This window comes from Pseudomonas sp. TH43 (genome assembly GCF_016650635.1).
GTDB lineage: Bacteria > Pseudomonadota > Gammaproteobacteria > Pseudomonadales > Pseudomonadaceae > Aquipseudomonas.
In genome coordinates, this window is the sequence record NZ_JAEKFI010000004.1 from 589,874 (window position 1) to 616,863 (window position 26,990).

Sequence of the window (26,990 nt, forward strand, 5' to 3'; positions counted from 1 at the left end):
ACAATTTAGCGAAAAAATGGACTTCGAGATGAAAGACGAAACAGACGGCATCGACGCATCCGCACCTGAATCCGATAACCCCACCGACACCAGCCGCCGCCGCTTCCTCGGCGGTGTTGCGGTACTCGGCGTCGGCGCAACACTGAGCGCTTGCGGTAATCCCGGCGACAGTTCCGGCAAACCGGTAGAGCGCCCGCTGACGCCCGCCGAGCTGGATAAAGCCCTGCGCGAAAACGTGAAGAACGTCGTGGTCATCTACGGTGAAAACCGCAGCTTCAATAACCTGTTTGCGGATTTCCCGGGTGTCGAAAACCCGCTGTCGGCGCTGAAGCCGGAAGACGGCGCGCAACGGGATCGTGACGGCAATCTGCTGTCGACCCTGCCGCCAGTCTGGGGCGGTCTGAATCAGGTCGGCCCGCAAACCCTCGATGGCGTGATCTACCCTGCCGGCACGCAATTTCAGGAACACCTGCCCAACGCGCCTTACGCTCTCAAAGGCCCGCAGGGCGAAGACTTGCCTTTAAGCCTGGTGACGCGCGATCTGTGGCATGTGTTCTATCAGAATCAGATGCAGATCAACGGCGGCAAGAATGACCGTTTTGTCGCTTGGGCCGACTCCGGTGGTCTGACCATGGGCCATTACGCCCAGACGCGTTATTCCCTGCGTCTATGGGATGTGGCCAGGGAGTTTGTGCTCTGCGACAACTTCTTCCAGGGCGCCTTCGGTGGGTCGTACCTGAACCATCAATATCTGATAAGCGCGCAGGTGCCGTTCTACCCGGATGTCGCCAATTCGATTGCCAAACCGCAAATCGCCACCCTGCAAAGCGACGACCCGACCGACAATCGTCTCAAGCCGCTCGACACCTCGCCAGCCAGCGCCATGACCGGCCCGCCGCAATTCGGTCCGAGCCTGCTGACGCCTGACGGTTACGCAGTCAACACCATGGCCCCGCCGTACTGGCCGACCTGGGTTCGCGACCCCGAGCGCCCGGAATACGCCAAGCCATTGCCGAGCGTGCTGGTACCACAGACGCACGAGCATATCGGCGACAAACTGTCGAAGAAGAACGTCGACTGGGCCTGGTACGGCGGCGCATGGCAGGCCACGATTGACGAGTACAAGGATTCAGGCAACATCCCGAAAATCCCCAATTTTCAGTACCACCATCAGCCGTTCAACTACTTCAAGAACCAAGGCCCGGAAAACCCGGCCGAGCGCGCCAAGCGTCTGCGCGACGGTGGCCTGGGCGATGAGTCGAGCACCAACAAGTTCCTCGCCGATGCCGAGGCCGGCAAGCTGCCAGCAGTCGCGTTCTACAAACCTCAGGGCAACCTGAACATGCACGCCGGATACGCCGATATCGCTTCTGGCGACCGGCATATCGTCCGCGCGCTGAAAGTGCTGCAGCAAAGTCCGCAATGGAAAAACATGGTGGTGGTGATCACCGTCGATGAAAACGGCGGCTGGTGGGACCACGTGGCTCCGCCGAAAGGTGATCGCTGGGGCCCGGGGACGCGTATTCCGGCGCTGGTGATTTCGCCGTTCTCGCGCAAAGGCACGGTGGATCACACGGTGTATGACACCGCTTCGATCCTGCGCCTGATCACGCGCACGTTTGCCCTGGAAACCCTCGACGGGCTGAAAATGCGCGATGACGCGATGACCGCCCGAGGCCAGAAACCAATGGGCGATCTGACCAACGCGCTACATTTTCCGGTCTGACGAAAAGTCCTGTGGGTCGGCTCGAAAAAACTCGGGCCGACCACTTCTCTGTGCCGCACGGCTGATCCACTATGAGGCGCCCCCGACCGTGGGGGACTCACGCTGAAAAGGATCTGAGCATGTTCAAACTCACAGGACTTATCCCCGCCACACTGGCCCTCGCCGCGCTTACCCTGAGCGCCGCCGCCCACGCCGATGTCGACCTGAAACTGGGCAGTACCGAACGCGTCACCCGCCTCTTCGCTTACCCCAACAATTGCAGCGTGATCTGCTTTCGCAACTGGTCGCTGGAGCAGACCGTCGCGCATTACCTGAGCCAGAGCGTGCAACGCGACGGCTATACCCATGCGAAAGTGTTGGTGAAAAACGATAACGGCCAGCTCTATGCCGAAATCAGCGGCGTGCCGAAAGGTTACGACAAGCCATTGGCGGCGCTGCTCGATGCCGGCGACCTGGCGTACACCGGCGCCAGCAAGCTCAACGCCGACGGTAAATGGGCCTACAGCTGGTATCTGTTCCTGCCGCTGGGTATGGCACTGGAAAATCGCAAGAGCATCGAGCTGCTGCACTTCCCGCCGGATTACTCGTTGACCCAGGCGCAGGACTATCTGCGTTCCAACACCACCGATCGCTGGGCAACGCTGCTGACGGTCAATGGCATCCCTGCCGAACAGACCCCGGCCTATCAGACCATCATCGACATCGCGCCGATTGCCGCGCCGGCCAACGCCGGCAGTGACCTGGAAGGCGTCTACGACTACTTCAAGGAATACCAGACTACGCTGGTCAAACAGTTCAGTCAGACCGCCAAAGGCACGACGCTGCCGATGGTCGCTTTCGGCGCGCCAGTGCGTAACTGGATCAAGCAGCAATATGGGCCGACCGTGAACGTTTTGGGCCTGGCAACCATCAGCCCCAGCGCAGGCGTGAACGTACCGGTGCTCGGCTCGAACCACCCGAGTTATATCTGGTACGCCGCCGATCCGAAAAGCTATACCGGCGACGATGCGCAGGCCAAAGCCGATGCTGCCGGCCTGAAAGTGATGGGGCAGGATTTGAGCGCCGCCTGCTGGCAGGCCGACATGGGCAGCAAACTGACGAGCAATGCGCAAACCACGCTCGATAACTGCACCCGAACCTGGCAAGTCACGCAGAAGGTTAAAACCTGCGAGCTGTTCTACACCTCGATCCGGAACCTGAGTGAGCAACAGGCAGTGACCCAATGCGCTTCGACGCCAATCAAGGCACAACTCAAGCAATTGCAGGCGCCATTGCCAGAAAGTGCCGTGCCGGCGCCGTACCTGTAAGCGACGTTGGCCATTCCCGTGTCAGCCATGTCTGACGCGGGGATGCGTCTAACTCGCCTGTCAGATCTGACAGTAGATCTGTCGTGACACATGCGCGACGATTGGCTCCGCACACGTGTTGCAGGACTGACAGGACGTCAGCCTTCGGGAGTCGCAGCACCCGCTCGACAAGGAACGTTATGAACAGCCACGCTCTTCAGGCCCGCCAGTCACGGGATGAACAGGGGGTATATCCGTTCGCCGCATTGCCTGTGCGCCTGGGCTTCCCGTCCAGCCGCGATTTCGAAGTCATGCATGACGACGCCGGCATCGCCACAGGGGTGGTGGCGCGACGGGATTTTCTGCGCATCAGCCGGATGTGCCGAGTGTCGGGGCAATTGCTGCCTTACCGATGTCGCCAGAGCCGACAACTGCAACCCGGCATCCACCTCTACGACCCGCGTTTCTGCGGCCTGCTGAAACACTCCTGCAATCCCAACGTGTTTCTCGACTTGAGCGAGCTATGGCTTTGGTCGCTGATAGATATCCTCAGCAGCGAACGGTTGACCATGGACTACGCCGCCACCGAAGACAAACTCTTGCACCAGTTCGCCTGTGATTGCGGCTCATCCCTTTGTCGCGGGTGGATCACCGGCTACGACGATCCACCCAACCTCGAAGGCCAGCAGTTTTTGCAGCGCTGGCGCCACTCAAGCTGGCGCTGAAACGCCTTTATGGCGCGCCGACAGGTCGCAAACGGTATTGCGGCGGTAACTGTTCGAAACCGCTGATGGTGGCGTTCAGGCTTTTCCAGCGACCGTCCTTGATGCCATAGATGCAACCGTGAATCGACAGGCTCTGCCCGCGATGCCAGGCGTTTTGCACAATGCTGGTATGGCCGACGTTGGCCACTTGCTGAATCACGTTGAGTTCGCACAGACGATCGACGCGCTCTTCTTCGGTCGGCAGCTTGGCCAGCTCATCGCGCTTGTCGTAGTACAGATCGCGGATCGAGCGCAGCCAGCCATCGATCAGGCCGAGCTGACGGTCCTGCATCGAGGCGCGCACACCGCCGCAGCCATAGTGGCCGGTGACAAGGATGTGTTTGACCTTGAGCACGTCCACCGCGTACTGGATCACCGACAGGCAGTTGAGATCGGTGTGCAACACCACGTTGGCGACGTTGCGGTGCACGAACAGATCGCCCGGCAGCATGCCAACGATCTCGTTGGCCGGCACACGCGCATCGGAACAGCCGATCCACAGGTACTCAGGCGTTTGCTGGCGCGCCAGTTTGGCGAAGAAATCCGGGTCTTCCTTGGTGATCGCGTCAGCCCAACGCTCGTTGTTATCAATCAGGTCTTGTAAGTCATGCATGCTGTAAGGCCTCAAGAAAGATGCGCAACTGTGACAGACGGCCGTCCGTCGGGGTCACGCCAGAATCGCAAGTGATTTCGTTGGAATTCTCGTGTGCCCGGTGAGTCCACCTTAGTAAGGCCCACAGTATGAGGATTTGCCATGACTGATTCACGACGCCCTTACGATGCGGTGCAACCGGAGCCCATCGATGATAACGAAGACCGCATGGGTTCGGTGCACGAGCTGGATTTCGATGAAGACGAACCCAGCGCGAAGATTGGTGATGAACTGCCCGAGCGTGAGCGCGAACAACTAATGCCTGACGAGCGCGTGCGTGAAGCGGGCTTCACGGGTGCATCGACCGCTGACCACGAACCGACCGACGATGATATGAGCCCGGAAACCTTGATCCATGAGGACGGTGCACGGGATGCCGAAGAGGCTGGTGAAGGCAATCAGGCCGATTGGGATTTGAGCATTGTCGATGAGGATGACATCGGCGGCGGCAATGGGCTGGATGAGGCAGAGCTGGCGCGGCGTGATCCGCTGGATGGTAATCGCTGATCTGCGTTGCCTGACAGGATGCTTTCGCGAGCAGGCTCGCTCCCACAGTTTTTTGGATTGATCACAAAATTTGTATGCGAATCAAATCCAGTGTGGGAGCGAGCCTGCTCGCGATGCTTTTAAAGGCAATCAGTCAACCAGAGTGCAGGCCATGACCACGGCGTCTTCGCGCCCGCCGACTGCCGGATAGTAGTCACGACGTCGACCAATCTCGTTGAAGCCATAACGCTCATACAAGCGGAACGCCGAGCGATTGCTGTCGCGCACTTCCAGGAAACACTCTCGAGCTTCTGCCGCATACGCTCGCGACATCAAATGCTCAAGCAATGTCAGCCCCAGCCCACGCCCCTGATTCTCCGGTTTGACGGTGATGTTGAGGAGGTGCGCCTCATCAAGAATGATCTGCACCACGCCGTGACCCACCTGTTGCTGACCTTCGAACATCAACCAGATCTGATATTTGCCCAGGCCATCGAGAAAAATTCCGCGCGTCCACGGATGACTGTACGCGGCGAATTCAATCTTCAGCACAGCGTCGAGGTCCGCCTCGATCATCGGGCGAAACGTTACAGCGTCACTCATTGATATCTTTCCAGCGCGCCATCAGCCGACGCATGGCTTGCCACACAGCGGCTTTGCGCTGCGGCTCTTCCATTAACAATTCCAGACCGGGAATGGCCCAGGCCGAGCCCAGACCTTCGATCTGCAATTCACGATTGAACGCTTCAGCATCCGCTTCACCGGCGAAACGTATTGCCGGCAAGCCAATCAACCAGAGACAGGTGCACGGTGCCGCTTCCATTTGCACCGAGAGGAAACCCTGGACGAAGTCGCGCGCCGCTTCCGGGCCCTGATCCATGGTGCCGCGATTAAGCCAGGGCCAGCGTACCGGCTCGCCGACGATCTGCGGCGCCTCCGGCAAACCGGCGGCGCGCAGCATATCCTTGAGCAGCAGATAAGCGGGGTCGCGCGACTGGAACGGTTCGCCTGTGGGTAACTCGACCAGCAGCAGGCATCGCCCGGCGCGCAGCAACTGCAGGGCAAACCGTGGCGGCGGCACGGGCGCGGGTTTCGCGACCACTGGCGTGTCGTCGACTTCCTCCACCGGTTTGGCATTAGTGCGAGTGCTTGCCAGCGATGGGCGCGGCACTTCGATTTTCGGCCGCTCAGCCGGACGCTCAGCCGCCGCTTGTACCGGTGCGGCGGCCTGCGGCGCCAGCACCACCGCAACCTCAATCTCAGGCTCGGGCATGTCCAGCAGCTCGGGCCGGGACGGCGCGGCGAAGGGTAATTCGGTGCGCGGCAGCCAATTGACCACCTGCATGGCGTTCAAATAGGCGCGGCGGCGGGACTCGATAAGCAAGGGTCGGCCACTTGTGGATAACTGAAGTGGGCTGATTCTACCGCCCTTCGCTCAAGATCGCTTGCTGTTGATCGATAGCCTTGAGCGATGTTCTACCCAGGTGCTTTATCCAAGCGCTTTACTCAAAGAAAAGCGACAGCCCGTCCCGAGACTGAATCGCATCCTTCGTGATGCAGTACAATCGCCGCTTTTCATTGCCAACCAGCCGGGCATTCCGATGATCGAACCCAAGCGCGTCTTGCGCGCCCTCGCTGAACACTGGGCGCTTCTGGAGCCTTTGTGCGAGCACTTCGACCAAGGCACATTGAGCCTCAACGAACTGCGCACGCAACTGGCCGCCCAACAACTGGACAGCACGCCGCAGGACATCACCAGCCTGCTCGACGTGTGGATTCGCCTCGACATTCTGATTCCGGTGGCGAAAAGCCCGAACCGTTTCGAGCTGAACGCGCAGATCCACGACTTCCTCGCGTACCTGCGCAGGGAGCACCGGCTGGGCCTGTGCCTGGAAATCGAAGCCTATCTGCGCCACCTCGAGCGTCTGGCCGGTTACATCCAGGACGCGTTCGACATCCGCGACGGCCACGACCTCGCCCGCCAGTTGCGCCTGCTCGACATGCGCGTGCGTGACGTGTTGAAGAAGCTCGACAACGACGAACAGGCGCTGGTGGCCGTCGCCGAACGCGCGAAGACCAGCGACCGGCAGATTCCATTGCGTCAGCGTTACGCTGAAGTACTGGCGACGTGGGACGAATACGTCGAGCCGATGATCGATCTGGTGAACGCCGACGGCGCTTTCGAACAAGGCGTGCGCAAGGTCGAAACCGTATTGCTGAAGATGCTCAGCGAGCAGCAGCGCCTCGGCCATCTGGTCGATGACGACATGCTCCTGCGCACCCACGCGCGCATCCTCGAAATGCAGACCAGCGCGCAACTGACCTTGCGTCATGCCCGCGAACTGCTGCTGCCGCTGCGTGAAGAAGCACGCCGACACAACGCCGTGACCCGTGGCGCCGCGCTTGCGCTGGCGGCGATTCGCCGTAAGGGTATCGATGCCGTGCCGCAAGCGGCGATGCCGCTGTTCACTCGACCGCAAAGCACCTTCCTCGGCAGCGCCAGTCAGGTCGAGGCCTACGTTTACGCGTTGGCGCGCTTCGAGCCGAAACCGGCGCGCTTCCCCAAGGCGCACAAAACCCAGAAAGGCGAGGCGCCACGTGCGCCGCGCACCGTGCGCGAGATGCTCGACCGTTGCGAAGACGCCCTGCCAATGCCGGACCTGATGGTCTGGCTGCTGGAACAGGAGCCGGACGGCGCCACCGACGAATTGCTTTACTGGTTCTCGCGCCTGTCGCGGGAAAAACGCTTCAAGCGCGAGCGTCTGGAACGCCGCGAATATCACACTCACGAGCACCAGGTCAGCCTGCGCTCCTTCGCCCTGCTCTCGGCCAGCGCCAGTGCCGCCGAGGATTCTGCGAGCGCCCTCTCTGCAGGTACTTCAAATGCAACTTGATCTTTCCGAACTGTCGCAACTCGCGCCGATCTTCCGCGAGCTGTTCAAGGGCTACCACGTCAGCCGCCGCGACCCGGAGCTGTACGCGCAACTGTCGAATTTCCAGGATCAATACCGCACGCTGTTCAAGGCGCTGGGTTTTGAACTGGTCTGCGACACCCGTGGCTTCTATTACTTCGTACCGGACATGGCTGCCGCAGCGGTGAACAAGACTGCCCAGCGTCTGGCGCTGTTCACCTTCATCCTTGTCGAGCATCTGGCCGATCAGGGCCGCGATCCGATCGCCGTGCTCGATGGCGGTAGCCTCGGCCGCGAAGAGTTGCCATCGCTGCTGGAAAAATACCGCGATCTGTTCATTCAGGCCGAAGTACAAACGGTTGAAGAACTCGAAGAAAAGATCATGCGCCGCATGACCCAACTGGGTTTCGCCGGCGAAGAAAACGGCGTCTACCGTTTCCTGCCGCCGATGCACCGTTTCCTCGACGTCTGCCTGTCGGTGCAGCAAGACCGCGATCTGGCGGCCAGCGTGCACAGCGTACTGCCGCTTCCGGCGCCAGTGCTGATCGACGAAGCAGCCGAGGCCAAATTCCTCGAAACCGACGATCCGCTGGATCTCACCGAATTCGATGAAGAAAGCGAAGAAGACGCACTGGCCCGCGCCATTGCCGAAGAACAGGAGTCCGACGCATGAGCCAGGAACGCTACGGCATCCGCCGCTTTGCCCTTTTGAACACCGCCGGTTACAGCCTCGGCCTGTTCCCGCTGGAAGAGCCGTTGTCGGTTTACGGCGCGAACAACCTCGGTAAATCGGCGTCGATCAACGCGTTGCAGTTCCCGATTCTGGCGCGCATGTCGGACATGAGTTTCGGCAAGTACAGCCTCGAACAATCGCGGCGCTTCTACTTTGCCTCCGACACCAGTTACATCCTCGTCGAAGTGAACCTGCCCCACGGCCCGCACGTGATCGGCGTGGTCGGTCGCGGCCCGGGCGGCGGTTTCGGTCACCAGTTCTTCGCCTACGCCGGCAAGCTCGATCTGGCGCATTACCAGAAAAACGACACCTGCCTGCGCCAGAAAGAGCTGTTCAGCAACCTTGAGAAAGAAGGCCTGAAAGCCTACGAACTCAAACCTGATGAACTGCGTCGTTTGCTGGTTGGCGGTCACACGTCGATCCCGCTCGACCTGACGCTGATCCCTCTGCGCTCCACCAGCGAGCAGAGCCTGAAGACCTTCCGCGCACTGTTCATCAACCTGCTGCACATGCGCGAAATCACTGCGGCCAAGCTCAAGCAGTTGTTCCTCGATGCCTTCGAACACAGCCTGCGTTCCGGCAGCGTCGATTACATCGCCGCGTGCGAAGAAGCCTTCCGCGACGTACGCCGTATGGAGCAGGACTATAACTCGCTGGTCGCTGCCGGCCCGTTGGTTGAGGCCTTGGCCAACGGCGTGAAACAGCGCGACGTGCTGCGCGGCAAACTGCATCGCCTGTCGCCGCTGCTCGACTCGTTGCTCGGCACCTGGTCGGACTACGCCAGTGCGCGCAAGGAAGAACTGACGATTCAGGCCGATCACTACCGTGGCGAGCAGGACAGTCTGCAAAACGATCAGCGCGGCGGCACTCAGGAACTGATGCGACTGGAGCGGGAAATTTCCGGCATCCAGCGCTGGCTCGGCGAACTGTCGGTCCTGAAGAATCGCTTTGCTTTGGTCGACGACGTCAAAGTGCTGGAGCAACAATTGCTCGCGGCCAAAGACGCCCACGACGAACTGGCCGGTGCATTGGCGCAATCGCGTCAATTCAGCGCCGAGGATCTGGAAGAGCGCCTGCGCGATCTGGAAAAACGCCTGAAGTCGGTGAAGCAGCAACTCGATCACGCTGACAACAATAGCTACGCCCGCCTGCGCGAAGAGTTCTCGCAACAGGACGTCGAACGCCTGATGCGCCTGTTCAACAGCGCATTGTTCAGCCTGCCGCTGGGCGAACACGGCATCACCCTCGACGACGATGGCGAGTGGGTGAAATCGGTCGAGCTGATTCTTGATGGCTTCAAGGGTGAACGTTTCGAAGTGCCGGGCCTGTCGATCGATATCTCCAATATCGAGCCTCCAGCCCTGCAAGCATTGGCCGACCGTGCCGCGCTGCGTGATCAGAAAGAGCGTCTGGAAAAAGAGCTCAAGCAGCTGAAAACCCAGCAGGCTGTAGCCGCCGACCGCGCCGCGAGCAAAACCCAGACCGAAGCGCTGTATCAACAAGTGCTGGATGCGCAGAAAGCCCTGGAAGACTTCCGTCGCACGCAGACCCTGAGCGCTGAAGAAGGCGACAAGCTCGAGCAACTGGCGCAGATGGAAGGCGCGCAGGATGAACTCAAGCGTTCCAGCGATGCCTTCACCGAGCGCGTCCAGCAACTGTCGGCCAAGCTGCAACTGGTCGGCCGGCAGATCGCCGATATGGAAGCCAAGCAACGCACCCTCGACGATGCGCTGCGCCGCCGTCAGCTGTTGCCGGCAGATTTGCCGTTCGGTACGCCGTTCATGGATCCGGTCGACGATTCGATGGACAACCTGCTGCCGCTGCTCAACGACTATCAGGACAGCTGGCAAGGCTTGCTCCGCGCCGATGGTCAGATCGAAGCGCTCTACGCGCAGGTACGCCTCAAAGGCGTGGCCAAGTTCGACAGCGAAGACGATATGGAGCGCCGTCTGTCACTGCTGATCAACGCTTACGCGCACCGCACCGATGAAGCGCTGACGCTGGGCAAGGCCCGTCGCGCGGCGGTCACCGATATCGCCCGCACGTTGCGTAACATCCGTAGCGACTACGACAGCCTTGAGCATCAACTGGCGCTGTTCAACCGCGAGATCAACAAGCGTCAGGTCTCCAACCTGCAGAGCTTCCGTATCGTCCTTGCGCCGAACAAGGAAGCGCTCAAGCACATCGACCAGATCATCCACAGCGCCGGTCAATACGAAGAAGGCGAAACCCTGTCGGTGTTCGACCTCAGCCAGAGCGCCGAACAGGACAACAAGAACGAAGAGGCCAAGGAATACCTGGCGCGGTTGGTGGCGGCGAACCACAACCAGCTCGGCCTCAAGGACTTGTTCGAGCTGGCGTTCGAGATCACCAAGGTCAATGGCCAGCCGGTGATCCACACCGACATCGATGGCGCGGCGTCCAACGGTACGACCATGACCATCAAGGCGCTGACCAACATGTACTTGTTGCTGCACTTGATGGATCGCGACCTGGCCGGCCGCGTGCGTTTGCCGTATTACCTCGACGAAGCGGCGGACATCGATGAGAAGAACCAGGCAGCATTGCTGGAAACCAGTCTGCAATTGGGCTTCGTGCCGATTCTGGCGAGTGTGAAGCCGCAGGTTTGCGCCAGTGTCGCCATCGACCTTGAGGGCGGCAGCGGCCCGGCGGGGATCTACATTGATGAGGCGGACTGGAAGTACATCCGTCGCCATGATGCGGTGAAGGCGACCGTCAATGTTGAAGCGGATGAGCCGGAGCTGGACGCGGTTTGATCGGCTTTAGCTGAAGGCAATAAAAAGGGCCGCGATCTGCTTGGATCGCGGCCCTTTTTTATGGCTTGGGATTTGTGCTGGGCTTTGAGGCCTCTTCGCGAGCAGGCTCGCTCCCACAGTGGATGGGCGGTGTGCACAAAAATTTTGCTCGACGCTAATCCCTGTGGGAGCGAGCCTGCTCGCGAAGGCGTCCTGAGAGACGCGACATCAACTCCCTGATTACTTGCCGAGCGAAATCTTCGGCGCCCACGTCAGCCACTCATCCTCGAACTTGTCGAACAGTGGGAAGGTTTGTTCAGCCCGCGCCGGGTTGCCCATGCGCTCGCCGTCTGGCGTGGCGAAGGCAATGCCGCCCTGAATCGCCGTCTCAAGCGACTCCGTGCGTACCGTCAAACCGTTGAACAGGCCAATGTCGAAGCCCACACCACTGGTGTTCCAGAAGCGGCTGCCACTGCGCACCAACGGCGCATATTTCGGCTCGATCAGGATATGCACCAACACTCGGTCGGCGGTCTGGCCCAGCTCATAACCGGTGACCTTGCCCACAGTGATTTCACGGTAGGTCACTGGCACGCCGGGTTTCAACGAACCACGGCGAGCGGCGCTCAGGACCAGGCTCAAACCCGCCTCTTGCTTGGTCACTTCTGGCGCATTGGCCAAGGCAACGAAGTTTTTCTGCGGGCCAAGGTTCTTGGCAGCCGGTTGCACTTCAAGATATTGGCCGGTCACCAGGGTTTCCAGGTTCGACGTTTTCATCAGACCCAACTCAGGTTTGACCACCCAGAACTGACTGCCGACCCGGGCGATTTTCTCCGGTACTTCGGTGATCCGTGCGGTGAGCAGGACCGATTGCAGGTCGTCAGCCAAATCAACGCTTTCAATCTTGCCGACATCCAGGCCCTTGAAACGAACCGGCGTGCCGCTGCGCAAGCCGTCGGCGCGATCGACTTTGATCGTCACTACGGCGCCTTTTTTATCGGCGTCGTCATGGTTGGCGAACAAGCGGAAACGTGGAATGCGTTTCTGCAGCGGTGCCTTGGCTTGCGGCGTTTCAAAAGCAATGCCACCGGCCATCAGGGTTTGCAAAGACTCGCTCTTCACCTGAATCCCGCCGGTCAAACCGCCGGTCAGCGTGACACCGCTGACGTTCCAGAAACGCGTCGAGGCGTTGACCAGGTTTTCGTATTCCTTCTCGATGTGCACACCGACGATGATCTGCTTGCGAGTCTTGGAGAACTGATAGCTCTGTACCGAACCCACCTTGACCTGCTTGTACAGAATCGGGCTGCCGACATCGATCGAGCCAAGCGTGTCGGTGAACAACACCAGATGCAGGCCCGGAGAGCGCAAATCCAACGGCGGAGCTTTTGGCCGCGCCTCGAATTCGCGTTTAGGTGCACCGCCCTTATCGCCCGGACGTACGGCGATGTAGTTACCTTTTACCAATGCCTCCAGCCCGGTGATGCCAGCCAGAGAGATCGATGGCTTGACCACCCAGAACTGCGTGCCATCCACGAGATAGTCTTCGGCCAGCGGATCGAGCGTCAACTCGGCGGTAGCGCTGGACAGATCAGGGTCGATCTTCAGCGCTTTCATGTTGCCGACCTGAATGCCTTTGTACATCACCGGCGTGCGGCCAGCCTGGAGCCCTTCGAAGTCGCTGAGTTTGACCTTCACGCGAATGCCGGCAGCGGCGGCATCAAAGTCCTCGTAGAGACGGAACGGCAGGCTTGGATCAGTCGGCGGACTGTCTTTGCGGTTCTCCGGCGTAGCGAAGGCGATACCGCCAGCAACGATGCTCGCCAGGGACTCGCTGCGCACTTTTACCCCGGAGAGATTGGCGTCGATGCTGATGCCGCTGGCGTTCCAGAAGCGTGTATGTTTGCGCACGAGTTTGGCGTAGGTCGGCTCAATGAAGACTTTGAGTTCAACCGTGCTTTGATCTTCGGAAAGCAGGTAGCTTTTGACCTGGCCGACCTTGATCTGCTTGTAGAACACCGGACTGCCACGGTTCAACGAACCCAGTCGATCAGCCTTGATGGTCAGGTGCAGGCCAGGTTTGGCATCGGACAGCGGCGGCTCTTCGGCAAGTGCCTTGAACTTGCGTACCGGCTCGCCTTCACCTGGGCTGATGGCCACATAGTTACCTGAAACCAATGTCTCCAGACCGGTGATACCGGCCAGGGTCACACTCGGTTTGACTAGCCAAAAGCGTGTGCTGGTCTTGAGGTACTGCTCGACGTCCTTGTTCATTTCGATGGTGGCGATCACCCCTTTGGAGTTGCCTTCATCGTCGAGCTTGAGCGCCTTGACCTTACCGACCGACATGCCTTTGTACATGACCTCGGTCTTGTTGGCCTGGATGCCTTCACCACTTTCAAAGCGCACCTGGATCTCGATACCGGTTTCGGAATAGGCACGCCAGCCCAGCCAGCCGCCGATAATCAACGCGATCAAGGGAAGGACCCAAATGGCGGACCAGTTCGAGGCCGGTCGGGTTTTCGCTACGGGCAAATCAGTCATGGTCGTCGTCCGACTCCGTGTTATCCCAAATCAGTCGGGGATCGAAAGTTACTGCAGCAAGCATCGTCAGAATCACCACACTGGCGAAGGCGATGGCGCCAAGATTGGCTTCGACACTGGCAAGCCGGCCGAAGTTGACCACCGCCACCAGAATGGCGATCACAAATATATCGAGCATCGACCAGCGGCCAATGAACTCGATGAAGCGGTACATCCAGATACGCTGGCGTGCAGACAACGGCTGACGCCGCTGCACCGAAAACAGCAGCAATGCGATGCCAACCAGTTTGAAAGTCGGCACCAGAATACTGGCGATGAACACCACGGCCGCAATCGGAATCATGCCGTGCTGTACCAACTGGATCACGCCGGACATGATGGTACTCGGATCACCCTGCCCCAAAGAACTGACAGTCATGATTGGCAACACGTTGGCCGGGATATAAATAATCGCTGCGGTGATCAGCAGTGCCCAGGTTCGGCCCAGACTATTGGGTCGGCGAGCGTGAACCAGTGCACCGCAGCGGGTGCAGGTCTGCTCGTCGGTATCCGCTTCCTGTTTATTCAATTCATGGCATTCGGTACAAATCAGAATGCCCGCATCAATCGCCCGCATGAGCATCCTCTCCTGATAACGACTGCCAGATCTGATGCGGCGACATCACCACCTCCAACCAGACCTGTATCAACAGCAAGCCGATGAAGCACACCAGGCCGAGGCCTACGGTGATGGCTGCCATGTCCGCCAGTTTGACGATTGCTACCAACACCCCCATCAGGTAAACCTCGAGCATGCCCCAGTCTTTGAGGTGGTGGTAAATGCGATACAGCAGCAAGCCGTAACTGCGGCCGATGTTGAAGCGGATCGTCAACAGCACAAACAATTGGCACAGCAACTTGAGCAGCGGAATTGCCATGCTGCACAGGAATACGACGATCGAAACACCCTTCATGTCAGTGTTGAACAGGCCGAGCACGCCGCTCCAGACCGTATCCTGTGATGACTGTCCGAGGATATTGAGTTGCATGATGGGTAAAAAGTTTGCCGGTATGTACAACAGCAATGCCGCGATGACCAAGGCAAGGCTGCGCTGCACCACGTTATGGCGGTGAGCGTACAACTCGTAACCGCAGCGTGGGCAGAGGGCTTTCTCGCCGTGGGCAAGCGTTGGCTTGCGCATCAGCAGGTCGCACTCATGACAGGCCACCAAGTCTTCCAGCGGTAAATCTGACAGCTCGGGAGCGTCAACCGACTCTGACATAAAGGCTCTGGCTCCGAAAAAGGTGGGACTATTCTAGTGTTCTGATTCGAAAATAACTGTGCAAATTTGTTCGCTATCGCGAGCAAAAAACTTTCCTGCGGGCAAAACAAAACCCCAACTGCTTTCGCAATTGGGGTTTCGGAATTTAATCTTGACGATGACCTACTCTCACATGGGGAAACCCCACACTACCATCGGCGATGCATCGTTTCACTGCTGAGTTCGGGATGGGATCAGGTGGTTCCAACGCTCTATGGTCGTCAAGAAATTCGGGTACCGAACCGTGGCCAGATGGCCTCGCTTCAGCAAATTGGGTATGGGATAGTTTTCGGTGTTTTGTGCTGCCTTTTTAGGGGCGGTCGAACTTTCGGTTCGTTTCGTCTTCACACACCGCAATCTGATGCTCTTTCGAGTAGTCAAATTGCTTGGGTGTTATATGGTCAAGCCTCACGGGCAATTAGTATTGGTTAGCTCAACGCCTCACAGCGCTTACACACCCAACCTATCAACGTCGTAGTCTTCGACGGCCCTTCAGGGAACTCAAGGTTCCAGTGAGATCTCATCTTGAGGCAAGTTTCCCGCTTAGATGCTTTCAGCGGTTATCTTTTCCGAACATAGCTACCCGGCAATGCCACTGGCGTGACAACCGGAACACCAGAGGTTCGTCCACTCCGGTCCTCTCGTACTAGGAGCAGCCCCTCTCAAATCTCAAACGTCCACGGCAGATAGGGACCGAACTGTCTCACGACGTTCTAAACCCAGCTCGCGTACCACTTTAAATGGCGAACAGCCATACCCTTGGGACCGGCTTCAGCCCCAGGATGTGATGAGCCGACATCGAGGTGCCAAACACCGCCGTCGATATGAACTCTTGGGCGGTATCAGCCTGTTATCCCCGGAGTACCTTTTATCCGTTGAGCGATGGCCCTTCCATACAGAACCACCGGATCACTAAGACCTACTTTCGTACCTGCTCGACGTGTCTGTCTCGCAGTCAAGCGCGCTTTTGCCTTTATACTCTACGACCGATTTCCGACCGGTCTGAGCGCACCTTCGTACTCCTCCGTTACTCTTTAGGAGGAGACCGCCCCAGTCAAACTACCCACCATACACTGTCCTCGATCCGGATAACGGACCTGAGTTAGAACCTCAAAGTTGCCAGGGTGGTATTTCAAGGTTGGCTCCACGCAGACTGGCGTCCACGCTTCAAAGCCTCCCACCTATCCTACACAAGCAAATTCAAAGTCCAGTGCAAAGCTATAGTAAAGGTTCACGGGGTCTTTCCGTCTAGCCGCGGATACACTGCATCTTCACAGCGATTTCAATTTCACTGAGTCTCGGGTGGAGACAGCGCCGCCATCGTTACGCCATTCGTGCAGGTCGGAACTTACCCGACAAGGAATTTCGCTACCTTAGGACCGTTATAGTTACGGCCGCCGTTTACCGGGGCTTCGATCAAGAGCTTCGCGTTAGCTAACCCCATCAATTAACCTTCCGGCACCGGGCAGGCGTCACACCCTATACGTCCACTTTCGTGTTTGCAGAGTGCTGTGTTTTTAATAAACAGTCGCAGCGGCCTGGTATCTTCGACCGGCATGAGCTTACGGAGCAAGTCCTTCACCCTCACCGGCGCACCTTCTCCCGAAGTTACGGTGCCATTTTGCCTAGTTCCTTCACCCGAGTTCTCTCAAGCGCCTTGGTATTCTCTACCCAACCACCTGTGTCGGTTTGGGGTACGGTTCCTGGTTACCTGAAGCTTAGAAGCTTTTCTTGGAAGCATGGCATCAACCACTTCGTCATCTAAAAGATAACTCGTCATCAGCTCTCGGCCTTAAGATCCCGGATTTACCTAAGATCTCAGCCTACCACCTTAAACTTGGACAACCAACGCCAAGCTGGCCTAGCCTTCTCCGTCCCTCCATCGCAATAACCAGAAGTACAGGAATATTAACCTGTTTTCCATCGACTACGCTTTTCAGCCTCGCCTTAGGGACCGACTAACCCTGCGTCGATTAACGTTGCGCAGGAAACCTTGGTCTTTCGGCGTGGGTGTTTTTCACACCCATTGTCGTTACTCATGTCAGCATTCGCACTTCTGATACCTCCAGCAAGCTTCTCAACTCACCTTCACAGGCTTACAGAACGCTCCTCTACCGCATCACCCGAAGGTGATACCCGTAGCTTCGGTGTATGGTTTGAGCCCCGTTACATCTTCCGCGCAGGCCGACTCGACTAGTGAGCTATTACGCTTTCTTTAAAGGGTGGCTGCTTCTAAGCCAACCTCCTAGCTGTCTAAGCCTTCCCACATCGTTTCCCACTTAACCATAACTTTGGGACCTTAGCTGACGGTCTGGGTTGTTTCCCTTTTCACGACGGACGTTAGCACCCGCCGTGTGTCTCCCATGCTCGGCACTTGTAGGTATTCGGAGTTTGCATCGGTTTGGTAAGTCGGGATGACCCCCTAGCCGAAACAGTGCTCTACCCCCTACAGTGATACATGAGGCGCTACCTAAATAGCTTTCGAGGAGAACCAGCTATCTCCGAGCTTGATTAGCCTTTCACTCCGATCCACAGGTCATCCGCTAACTTTTCAACGGTAGTCGGTTCGGTCCTCCAGTTAGTGTTACCCAACCTTCAACCTGCCCATGGATAGATCGCCCGGTTTCGGGTCTATTCCCAGCGACTAGACGCCCTATTAAGACTCGCTTTCGCTACGCCTCCCCTATTCGGTTAAGCTCGCCACTGAAAATAAGTCGCTGACCCATTATACAAAAGGTACGCAGTCACAGAACAAAGTCTGCTCCCACTGCTTGTACGCATACGGTTTCAGGATCTATTTCACTCCCCTCTCCGGGGTTCTTTTCGCCTTTCCCTCACGGTACTAGTTCACTATCGGTCAGTCAGTAGTATTTAGCCTTGGAGGATGGTCCCCCCATATTCAGACAAAGTTTCTCGTGCTCCGTCCTACTCGATTTCATGACTAAGAGATTTTCGCGTACAGGGCTATCACCCACTATGGCCGCACTTTCCAGAGCGTTCCGCTAATCTCAAAGCCACTTAAGGGCTAGTCCCCGTTCGCTCGCCACTACTAAGGGAATCTCGGTTGATTTCTTTTCCTCAGGGTACTTAGATGTTTCAGTTCCCCTGGTTCGCCTCTTGCACCTATGTATTCAGTACAAGATAACCATCTTATGATGGCTGGGTTCCCCCATTCAGACATCTCCGGATCAAAGTCTGTTTGCCGACTCCCCGAAGCTTTTCGCAGGCTACCACGTCTTTCATCGCCTCTGACTGCCAAGGCATCCACCGTATGCGCTTCTTCACTTGACCATATAACCCCAAGCAATCTGGTTATACTGTGAAGACGACATTCGCCGAAAATTCGAATTTCTCAATTAAGAGAACTCACAAATTTTACCTTAGCCTGATCCGTTACCAGTGAAAGTAACGTTCAGTCTATCTTTCTATCACATACCCAAATTTTTAAAGAACGATCTAATCAAAAGACTAGAAATCAATATTCTCAATGGAATACTCATTTCTAAGCTTTCAGAAGCAGTTATATGGTGGAGCCAAACGGGATCGAACCGTTGACCTCCTGCGTGCAAGGCAGGCGCTCTCCCAGCTGAGCTATGGCCCCATAACAAAATTGGTGGGTCTGGGCAGATTCGAACTGCCGACCTCACCCTTATCAGGGGTGCGCTCTAACCAACTGAGCTACAGACCCAATTTCGAGCGCGTAACTGTTAGCTTGGAGCTATCAGCTTGGAGCTTAAAGCTGCTTCTATCGTCTTCTTCAATGAATCAAGCAATTCGTGTGGGAACTTATGGAGCAGCTGATGTCGTCGATTAAGGAGGTGATCCAGCCGCAGGTTCCCCTACGGCTACCTTGTTACGACTTCACCCCAGTCATGAATCACACCGTGGTAACCGTCCTCCCGAAGGTTAGACTAGCTACTTCTGGTGCAACCCACTCCCATGGTGTGACGGGCGGTGTGTACAAGGCCCGGGAACGTATTCACCGTGACATTCTGATTCACGATTACTAGCGATTCCGACTTCACGCAGTCGAGTTGCAGACTGCGATCCGGACTACGATCGGTTTTATGGGATTAGCTCCACCTCGCGGCTTGGCAACCCTTTGTACCGACCATTGTAGCACGTGTGTAGCCCAGGCCGTAAGGGCCATGATGACTTGACGTCATCCCCACCTTCCTCCGGTTTGTCACCGGCAGTCTCCTTAGAGTGCCCACCATTACGTGCTGGTAACTAAGGACAAGGGTTGCGCTCGTTACGGGACTTAACCCAACATCTCACGACACGAGCTGACGACAGCCATGCAGCACCTGTCTCAATGTTCCCGAAGGCACCAATCCATCTCTGGAAAGTTCATTGGATGTCAAGGCCTGGTAAGGTTCTTCGCGTTGCTTCGAATTAAACCACATGCTCCACCGCTTGTGCGGGCCCCCGTCAATTCATTTGAGTTTTAACCTTGCGGCCGTACTCCCCAGGCGGTCAACTTAATGCGTTAGCTGCGCCACTAAGAGCTCAAGGCTCCCAACGGCTAGTTGACATCGTTTACGGCGTGGACTACCAGGGTATCTAATCCTGTTTGCTCCCCACGCTTTCGCACCTCAGTGTCAGTATCAGTCCAGGTGGTCGCCTTCGCCACTGGTGTTCCTTCCTATATCTACGCATTTCACCGCTACACAGGAAATTCCACCACCCTCTACCATACTCTAGCTTGTCAGTTTTGAATGCAGTTCCCAGGTTGAGCCCGGGGATTTCACATCCAACTTAACAAACCACCTACGCGCGCTTTACGCCCAGTAATTCCGATTAACGCTTGCACCCTCTGTATTACCGCGGCTGCTGGCACAGAGTTAGCCGGTGCTTATTCTGTCGGTAACGTCAAAACAGCAACGTATTAAGTTACTGCCCTTCCTCCCAACTTAAAGTGCTTTACAATCCGAAGACCTTCTTCACACACGCGGCATGGCTGGATCAGGCTTTCGCCCATTGTCCAATATTCCCCACTGCTGCCTCCCGTAGGAGTCTGGACCGTGTCTCAGTTCCAGTGTGACTGATCATCCTCTCAGACCAGTTACGGATCGTCGCCTTGGTGAGCCATTACCTCACCAACTAGCTAATCCGACCTAGGCTCATCTGATAGCGCAAGGCCCGAAGGTCCCCTGCTTTCTCCCGTAGGACGTATGCGGTATTAGCGTTCCTTTCGAAACGTTGTCCCCCACTACCAGGCAGATTCCTAGGCATTACTCACCCGTCCGCCGCTGAATCCAGGAGCAAGCTCCTCTCATCCGCTCGACTTGCATGTGTTAGGCCTGCCGCCAGCGTTCAATCTGAGCCATGATCAAACTCTTCAGTTCAAACATCTTTGGGTTTTTAAGAAACCCTAAACTTGGCTCAGCAATCGTTGGTTACATCTTTGATTTCTCGCGGAGTAACTTGTGATGCTGATAATCTTGTTGACTATCAGTCTGACTCCACAAGCACCCACACGAATTGCTTGATTCAGTTGTTAAAGAGCGGTTGGTTAAGATCTTTCGTCTCAACCGAGGCGCGCATTCTACAGCAGCCTCATTTGCTGTCAAGTGATTATTTTCAGAAGTTTTCGAAGAATTCTTCAACAACTTCAACCACTTGCGCTTCCGATCTCTCGTCAGCGGGAGGCGAATTCTACAGCGTTACACGCTGCTGTCAACACCTCTTTTTCAACTTCCTTTTGGCTTCGATGAACTGAAGCAACCTACCGCCGAAACCTACATAACTCATTGAATCTCAAGGAGTTTTCCGTTTCGACTGCGCCGGAAGTGGGGCGAATTATAGACGTCCAGAATCTGCCGTCAACCGTTAATTTCGCTTTTCTTGCAAAACCGGCTTTTTGCCCAACAAACGCGGGATACGACGCGTCACCGGCGGAATACGCAGCATCAGAAGCACCGCACCTATAGAGGCATAGACCGCCCACTCCTCAAGATCGGCGCGCACGATCCACAACATATGTAGCAAACCCAAACCCAGAATCACGTACGCCAGGCGATGCAGCTTCTTCCAGCGCGAACCCAAACGACGCTGACTGTAGCGATTGGACGTCACCGCCAATGCCAACAGACCAAGGAAACCCAACGCACCGACTATTATGTAGGGCCGCTTGCGCAACTCGACAGCCAGTTGCGACCAATCGAAACCCAGGATAAAAGCCATATAGCTGCACAGGTGCAACACCACATAGGCGAAACACCAAAGTCCCAATTGCCGGCGAACAGCAATCCACCCCGCCCACCCGGTGAGTTTCTGCAAAGGCGTCATGCTCAGGGTGATCAACAACAGCACCAGCGTCCCCAGCCCTAATCGATCCACCAGCACTTTTCCGGGATCCGGTCCAAGCAAATCCTCAAGCGCCTGATACAACCAGAGCATCGGCCAGATCGCCGCCGCAATGAAAACGCCTATACGCCAGAACGGGAATCGCATCAGTAATTCTTCCGCAGATCGAGCGCTGTATATAAAGAAGCGACTTCATCCGAGTAGCCATTGAACATCTGCGTATCACGCACGTTTGGCTTGAACAGACTGTTAGGCAACCGCCGCTCCCGCGCCTGGGTCCAGCGAGGGTGATCAACCGTCGGGTTCACGTTCGCATAAAACCCGTACTCATCTGCAGCAATGCTCTGCCAGGTGGTCTTCGGCTGCTCGCTGACCAGACTGATACGCACGATGGATTTGACGCTTTTAAAGCCGTACTTCCATGGCACCACCAAACGCAGCGGCGCGCCATTCTGGTTAGGCAACTCGCGGCCATACATGCCGACGGCCAGAATCGCCAATGGATTCATCGCTTCATCCAGACGCAAACCCTCTACATAAGGCCAGTCGATCAAAGCAAAACCAGAACGCTGTCCGGGCATGCTCTTGGGATCCTGCAACGTTTCGAAGCGAATGTACTTCGCATTGGCAGTCGGCTCGACCTGCTTGAGCAATGCAGAGATTGGAAAACCGATCCACGGAATCACCATCGACCAGGCTTCGACACAGCGCAGGCGATAGATTCGCTCCTCCAACTGGTACGGCTTCATGAAGTCTTCCAGTGCATATCGCCCTGGCTTGTTCACCTCCCCGTCGATCACCACACTCCAAGGTTCGGTCTTCAACGAACCAGCATTGGCTGCCGGGTCGCCCTTGTCGGTACCGAACTCATAGAAGTTGTTGTAGTGCGTGGCGTCCTTATAAGGCGTGATCGCCTCATCCTTGACGTTGACGGCGCCCCATTTAGTAGAAGAAAGCTTATCGACAAGCCATGCAGGCGCCTTGCCCGGCTCCACATCGGCATACCGAGCAGCATCGTCAGCACTGGCCCAACGCGGCAGACCGCTCACAGCGATACCGGCCGCGGTAGCTCCGAGCAATTGGCGGCGAGAGAGATAAATGGCTTCAGGCGTGACATCCGACTCGTGGCAGTCAGACGCTTTGGGGATTTTGATCAACATGACAACTCCGCAGCTTTGGAGGACAGATGCACCCATAGACTGCGGAGTATGCGGGAAATTACATCACTCGGCTTTTTTGTGCCGACGAAGATGCAACAGGTATTGCACGGGGCCGGAAGCCGCGTAGGCGAGGAACACCAGCAGCAGAATGCGCGGTGGATCGCTGAACACGACGGCAAACACCAACACCACGGCGAGAATCGCAACGAACGGTACGCGTCCCTTCAAGTCCAGCTCTTTAAAGCTGTTGTACTTGATGTTGCTGACCATCAGCATCCCGGCTGCCGCTACCATCAGCGCGACCAGGAACGACATCTTCGAACCCTGAATCCCGTAATCGCTGAACGCCCAGACAATCCCCGCCACCACGCCAGCAGCTGCCGGACTGGCCAGGCCAATGAAGTAGCGCTTGTCCGCCGTACCGACCTGGGTGTTGAAACGGGCCAGACGCAAGGCTGCACCTGCTACATAGATGAAGGCGACCATCCAGCCGACCTTGCCCATGTCGCCCAGTGCCCAGCCGAAGGCCAGCAACGCCGGCGCAACACCGAATGCGACCATGTCCGACAGCGAGTCGTACTCGGCACCAAACGCGCTTTGCGTATTGGTCATGCGCGCAACGCGACCGTCGAGGCCGTCGAGCACCATTGCGACGAAAATCGCGATCGCCGCAAACGCGAAATACTTGCTCGCGTTCGCTGCATCACCAGCACTCAAGGCAGCCTGCGCACTCATCGAATTGATGATGGAATAGAAACCTGCGAACAGATTCGCAGTGGTGAACAGATTCGGCAGCAGATAGATACCACGATGCCGGACTTTACGACCTTCTGCGTCATGCCCTTCTTCGATGTGTTCATCGATGGGCAGCAGGCTTTCGGCGTCAGAAGCCTTGTTCGGCTCTTCGGGACGTTCGCTCATGGACATTACCTTGCAACGGTTTGGAAAAATTCGACAGGTGTCTGGGACGACGGTTCGGCCACAAACGATGCAGCTTTATACCAGAACCACCGGCGCAAACGAAAAAACGCGGCCGAGGCCGCGTTTTTTGTACAAGGGACGACGACTTAGTTTTTGGCTTTGTCGACGATCTTGTTGGCCCCGATCCACGGCATCATGGAACGCAGTTGCTCGCCGATGATTTCGATACCGTGAGCGGCGTTGTTACGACGCTTGGCGGTCATCGAAGGGTAGCCGGTTGCGCCTTCGCTGATGAACATTTTGGCGTATTCGCCGTCCTGAATACGTTTCAGGGCGTTGCGCATGGCCTGACGGGACTCGGCGTTGATCACTTCCGGGCCGGTCACGTACTCGCCGTATTCAGCGTTGTTGGAGATCGAGTAGTTCATGTTGGCGATACCGCCTTCGTACATGAGGTCAACGATCAGCTTCAGTTCGTGCAGGCACTCGAAGTAGGCCATTTCTGGCGCGTAGCCAGCTTCAACCAGGGTTTCGAAACCGGCTTTTACCAGTTCAACGGTACCGCCGCACAGAACGGCTTGTTCGCCGAACAGGTCGGTTTCAGTCTCGTCCTTGAAGGTGGTTTCGATGATGCCGGTACGACCGCCACCCACGCCAGCAGCGTAGGACAGCGCAACGTTTTTGGCGTTGCCCGAGGCGTCCTGGTAGATCGCGATCAGGTCAGGGATACCGCCGCCCTTCACGAACTCGGAACGTACAGTGTGGCCCGGTGCTTTCGGCGCGATCATGATCACGTCGAGGTCAGCACGCGGAACAACCTGGTTGTAGTGGATCGCGAAGCCGTGGGAGAAGGCCAGGGTGGCGCCTTTCTTGATGTTCGGCTCGATTTCGTTCTTGTACAGCGACGACTGGAACTCGTCCGGGGTCAGGATCATGACCAGGTCGGCAGCAGCAACTGCGGAAGCAACGTCGGTCACTTTCAGGCCGTGAGCTTCAGCTTTGGCAACAGTGGCCGAACCTTTACGCAGACCAACAGTAACGTCGACACCGGAATCTTTCAGGTTGCACGCTTGGGCGTGGCCCTGGGAACCGTAACCGATGATGGCAACTTTCTTGCCCTGGATGATCGACAGGTCGCAGTCTTTATCGTAGAAAACTTTCATGAATTTCCCCTTTATATCCAGGCCGTTCAGGCCATTCGCTAATTTGGTTTAGATGCTGAGTACTTTGTCGCCGCGGGCAATACCGGTCACGCCGCTACGGACGGTTTCCAGAATCGATGCGGTGCCGATGGACTGAATGAAGCTGTCGAGCTTGTCGCTGGTACCGGTCAATTGAACGGTATACACGCTGGCACTGACGTCGACGATCTGTCCACGGTAAATATCGGTGGTGCGTTTGATCTCGGCGCGCTGGGCGCCAGTGGCCTTGACCTTGACCAGCATCAGTTCGCGCTCGATGTGAGCACTTTCCGACAGGTCCACCAGCTTGACCACTTCGATCAGCTTGTTCAGGTTTTTGGTGATCTGCTCGATGACTTCATCGTGCCCGACGGTGGTCAGCGTCAGACGCGACAGGGTCGGGTCTTCGGTCGGGGCCACGGTCAGGCTTTCGATGTTGTAGTTGCGCTGCGAGAACAGGCCGACTACACGAGACAAAGCGCCGGGTTCGTTTTCCAGAAGCAAGGAAATAATGTGCCGCATGATTAAGTACGCTCCGTCTTGCTCAGCCACATATCGCGCATCGAGCCGTCTTTGATCTGCATCGGATAGACGTGCTCGCTGGTGTCGACCGAAATATCCAGCACGACCAGGCGATCCTTCATGGCAAACGCTTCCGCCATCTGCGACTTCAAGTCTTTCGAGTCGGTGATGCGCATGCCAACGTGACCGTAGGCTTCAGCCAGTTTGACGAAGTCAGGCAACGATTCCATGTACGAGTGCGAGTGACGGCTGCCGTAGCTCATGTCCTGCCACTGACGAACCATGCCCAGAACACCGTTGTTCAGGATGACGATTTTTACTGGCAAGCCATATTGCAGGCAGGTCGACAGTTCCTGGATGTTCATCTGGATACTGCCTTCGCCGGTGACGCAGGCAACATCGTCATCCGGGAAGCTCAACTTGATGCCCATGGCCGCCGGAAAACCGAAGCCCATGGTGCCCAGGCCACCGGAGTTGATCCAGCGATTCGGCTTGTTGAACGTGTAGTACTGCGCAGCGAACATCTGGTGCTGGCCCACGTCGGAAGTGATAAAGGCGTCGCCCTTGGTCACTTCGCACAGGGTTTCGATCACAGTCTGCGGTTTGATCTTGCTGCCGTCGCCCTTGTCGTAAGGGAACAGGCCGCGATCACCGCGCCATTCATCAACCTGTTTCCACCAACTGGCCACGGACTCCTTGTTCGGGGTCTCGCCGATTTCCTTGAGGATCGCGACCATTTCGGTCAGGACACTTTCCACCGGACCCACGATAGGTACGTCGGCCTTGATGGTTTTGGAGATCGAAGCCGGGTCGATGTCGATGTGAATGATCTTGGCATTCGGGCAGAACTTCGCCGGGCCATTGATCACGCGATCGTCGAAACGCGCGCCGACCGCGAGGATCACGTCAGCATGGTGCATCGCCAGGTTGGCGGTGTAGCTGCCGTGCATGCCGAGCATGCCGATGAACTGACGATCAGTGCCCGGGAAACCGCCCAGGCCCATCAGCGTGTTGGTCACTGGCAGGTTGAGCATTTTCGCCAGTTCGGTCAGCGGTGCGGAACCGTTGCCGAGGATCACGCCGCCGCCCGAATAGAGCACTGGACGCTTGGCCGCCAGGAGCATTTCTGCTGCCTTGCGGATTTGCCCCGAGTGGCCACGAACGGCCGGGCTGTAGGAACGCAGCTTGGCTTTCTTCGGGAAGATGTATTCAAACTTCTCGGCCGGGTTGGTCATGTCTTTCGGGATATCGACCACGACCGGGCCCGGACGACCGGATTGCGCCAGGTAGAACGCCTTCTTCATGACTTCCGGGATTTCCGAAGCGTGCTTGATCATGAAGCTGTGCTTCACGATCGGCCGGGAGATACCGATCATGTCGGTTTCCTGGAACGCGTCGGTACCGACCATGGTGCTTGGCACCTGACCGGAAATGATCACCATTGGAATCGAGTCCATATAGGCGGTCGCGATACCGGTAATGGCGTTTGTGGCGCCAGGACCGGACGTCACCAATACCACGCCGGCTTTACCGGTGGCACGGGCATAACCGTCAGCCATATGGGTTGCCGCTTGCTCGTGACGAACCAGGATGTGAGTCACTTCCGGTTCTTTGAACAAGGCATCGTAAACATGCAGGAGAGCACCACCCGGGTACCCGTAGATATATTTGACGCCTTCGTCACGCAAAAAGCGGACGAGCATCTCACCGCCAGATAAAAGCTCCACGTTGTTCACC

19 protein-coding genes, 2 tRNA genes and 3 rRNA genes are annotated in these 26,990 nt (G+C 57.0%); 7 read left to right on the forward strand and 17 right to left on the reverse strand.

What is annotated here, in order from left to right; all coding sequences use genetic code 11:
- Positions 1-28: 28 nt before the first annotated feature.
- From JFT81_RS18970 to JFT81_RS18980, 3 genes are all read left to right on the forward strand, one after another.
- Entirely contained in the window at positions 29-1,726 is a 1,698-nt protein-coding gene (locus JFT81_RS18970; RefSeq protein WP_201228494.1) for an acid phosphatase, read from the forward strand.
- Positions 1,727-1,845: 119 nt separating this feature from the next.
- The gene (locus JFT81_RS18975) at positions 1,846-3,033 is read left to right on the forward strand and encodes a hypothetical protein (protein ID WP_201228495.1); all 1,188 of its coding nucleotides are present in this window, start codon (positions 1,846-1,848) and stop codon (positions 3,031-3,033) included.
- Between the two features lie 179 nt (positions 3,034-3,212).
- Positions 3,213-3,737, forward strand: a complete 525-nt coding sequence (locus tag JFT81_RS18980; RefSeq protein ID WP_201228496.1) for a lysine methyltransferase — start codon at positions 3,213-3,215, stop codon at positions 3,735-3,737.
- Between the two features lie 7 nt (positions 3,738-3,744).
- Here the strand turns inward: JFT81_RS18980 and can are convergent, their stop codons facing one another.
- Complete coding sequence (can, locus tag JFT81_RS18985) at positions 3,745-4,389, reverse strand: carbonate dehydratase (protein WP_201228497.1); 645 nt, start codon at positions 4,387-4,389, stop codon at positions 3,745-3,747.
- A gap of 141 nt (positions 4,390-4,530) precedes the next feature.
- Between can and JFT81_RS18990 the strand changes: the two genes are divergently transcribed.
- Entirely contained in the window at positions 4,531-4,935 is a 405-nt protein-coding gene (locus JFT81_RS18990; RefSeq protein WP_201228498.1) for a serine kinase/phosphatase, read from the forward strand.
- A gap of 129 nt (positions 4,936-5,064) precedes the next feature.
- Here the strand turns inward: JFT81_RS18990 and rimI are convergent, their stop codons facing one another.
- Positions 5,065-5,517, reverse strand: coding sequence for a ribosomal protein S18-alanine N-acetyltransferase (gene rimI / locus JFT81_RS18995; RefSeq protein ID WP_201147709.1), 453 nt, complete (start codon positions 5,515-5,517; stop codon positions 5,065-5,067).
- Positions 5,510-6,259, reverse strand: a complete 750-nt coding sequence (locus JFT81_RS19000) for an energy transducer TonB (RefSeq protein WP_201230584.1) — start codon at positions 6,257-6,259, stop codon at positions 5,510-5,512. The genes rimI and JFT81_RS19000 overlap by 8 nt, the downstream gene beginning before the upstream one ends.
- Positions 6,260-6,515: 256 nt before the next feature.
- Between JFT81_RS19000 and mksB the strand changes: the two genes are divergently transcribed.
- The 3 genes from mksB to mksF are packed head-to-tail and all read left to right on the forward strand — an operon-like array spanning position 6,516 to position 11,336.
- Positions 6,516-7,808 (forward strand): Mks condensin complex protein MksB, encoded by a 1,293-nt coding sequence (gene mksB / locus JFT81_RS19005; protein WP_201228499.1) that lies wholly within the window; start codon positions 6,516-6,518, stop codon positions 7,806-7,808.
- Positions 7,798-8,499 carry an Mks condensin complex protein MksE gene (gene mksE / locus JFT81_RS19010; protein WP_158836229.1) on the forward strand — a complete coding sequence of 234 codons (702 nt, stop codon included), beginning with the start codon at positions 7,798-7,800 and terminating at the stop codon, positions 8,497-8,499. The genes mksB and mksE overlap by 11 nt, the downstream gene beginning before the upstream one ends.
- Positions 8,496-11,336 (forward strand): Mks condensin complex protein MksF, encoded by a 2,841-nt coding sequence (gene mksF, locus JFT81_RS19015; protein WP_201228500.1) that lies wholly within the window; start codon positions 8,496-8,498, stop codon positions 11,334-11,336. The genes mksE and mksF overlap by 4 nt, the downstream gene beginning before the upstream one ends.
- A 219-nt stretch (positions 11,337-11,555) precedes the next feature.
- On the opposite strand, the gene JFT81_RS19020 is transcribed toward mksF, so the two are convergent.
- The 14 genes from JFT81_RS19020 to JFT81_RS19085 form a co-directional block, all read right to left on the reverse strand.
- Positions 11,556-13,859 carry an MlaD family protein gene (locus JFT81_RS19020; RefSeq protein ID WP_201228501.1) on the reverse strand — a complete coding sequence of 768 codons (2,304 nt, stop codon included), beginning with the start codon at positions 13,857-13,859 and terminating at the stop codon, positions 11,556-11,558.
- On the reverse strand, positions 13,852-14,475 hold the full coding sequence (locus tag JFT81_RS19025) for a paraquat-inducible protein A (RefSeq protein WP_201147713.1): 624 nt from the start codon (positions 14,473-14,475) through the stop codon (positions 13,852-13,854). The genes JFT81_RS19020 and JFT81_RS19025 overlap by 8 nt, the downstream gene beginning before the upstream one ends.
- The gene (locus tag JFT81_RS19030) at positions 14,462-15,121 is read right to left on the reverse strand and encodes a paraquat-inducible protein A (RefSeq protein ID WP_201228502.1); all 660 of its coding nucleotides are present in this window, start codon (positions 15,119-15,121) and stop codon (positions 14,462-14,464) included. Before JFT81_RS19030 ends, JFT81_RS19025 begins: the two co-directional genes overlap by 14 nt.
- A 149-nt stretch (positions 15,122-15,270) precedes the next feature.
- Positions 15,271-15,386 (reverse strand): 5S ribosomal RNA (rrf, locus tag JFT81_RS19035).
- A 171-nt stretch (positions 15,387-15,557) separates the two neighbouring features.
- Positions 15,558-18,451, reverse strand: a 23S ribosomal RNA gene (locus JFT81_RS19040).
- A gap of 234 nt (positions 18,452-18,685) precedes the next feature.
- A tRNA-Ala gene (locus tag JFT81_RS19045) sits at positions 18,686-18,761 on the reverse strand.
- Positions 18,762-18,771: 10 nt separating this feature from the next.
- Positions 18,772-18,848: transfer RNA gene (locus JFT81_RS19050), tRNA-Ile, on the reverse strand.
- A 123-nt stretch (positions 18,849-18,971) separates the two neighbouring features.
- Positions 18,972-20,508 (reverse strand): 16S ribosomal RNA (locus JFT81_RS19055).
- Together the 16S, 23S and 5S rRNA genes with 2 tRNA genes alongside form the textbook arrangement of a ribosomal RNA operon.
- Before the next feature lie 484 nt (positions 20,509-20,992).
- Positions 20,993-21,616, reverse strand: coding sequence for a protein-methionine-sulfoxide reductase heme-binding subunit MsrQ (msrQ, locus tag JFT81_RS19060; RefSeq protein ID WP_201228503.1), 624 nt, complete (start codon positions 21,614-21,616; stop codon positions 20,993-20,995).
- The gene (gene msrP / locus JFT81_RS19065; protein ID WP_201228504.1) at positions 21,616-22,629 is read right to left on the reverse strand and encodes a protein-methionine-sulfoxide reductase catalytic subunit MsrP; all 1,014 of its coding nucleotides are present in this window, start codon (positions 22,627-22,629) and stop codon (positions 21,616-21,618) included. Before msrP ends, msrQ begins: the two co-directional genes overlap by 1 nt.
- A 63-nt stretch (positions 22,630-22,692) precedes the next feature.
- A complete protein-coding gene (gene pssA, locus JFT81_RS19070; RefSeq protein ID WP_064118674.1) occupies positions 22,693-23,550 on the reverse strand; it encodes a CDP-diacylglycerol--serine O-phosphatidyltransferase in 858 nt (285 codons plus the stop codon).
- A 146-nt stretch (positions 23,551-23,696) separates the two neighbouring features.
- Positions 23,697-24,713 carry a ketol-acid reductoisomerase gene (ilvC, locus tag JFT81_RS19075; protein ID WP_003228216.1) on the reverse strand — a complete coding sequence of 339 codons (1,017 nt, stop codon included), beginning with the start codon at positions 24,711-24,713 and terminating at the stop codon, positions 23,697-23,699.
- A gap of 48 nt (positions 24,714-24,761) precedes the next feature.
- On the reverse strand, positions 24,762-25,253 hold the full coding sequence (gene ilvN / locus JFT81_RS19080) for an acetolactate synthase small subunit (protein WP_003176102.1): 492 nt from the start codon (positions 25,251-25,253) through the stop codon (positions 24,762-24,764).
- A 2-nt stretch (positions 25,254-25,255) separates the two neighbouring features.
- On the reverse strand, positions 25,256-26,980 hold the full coding sequence (locus JFT81_RS19085; RefSeq protein WP_201228505.1) for an acetolactate synthase 3 large subunit: 1,725 nt from the start codon (positions 26,978-26,980) through the stop codon (positions 25,256-25,258).
- Between the last annotated feature and the right edge of the window lie 10 nt (positions 26,981-26,990).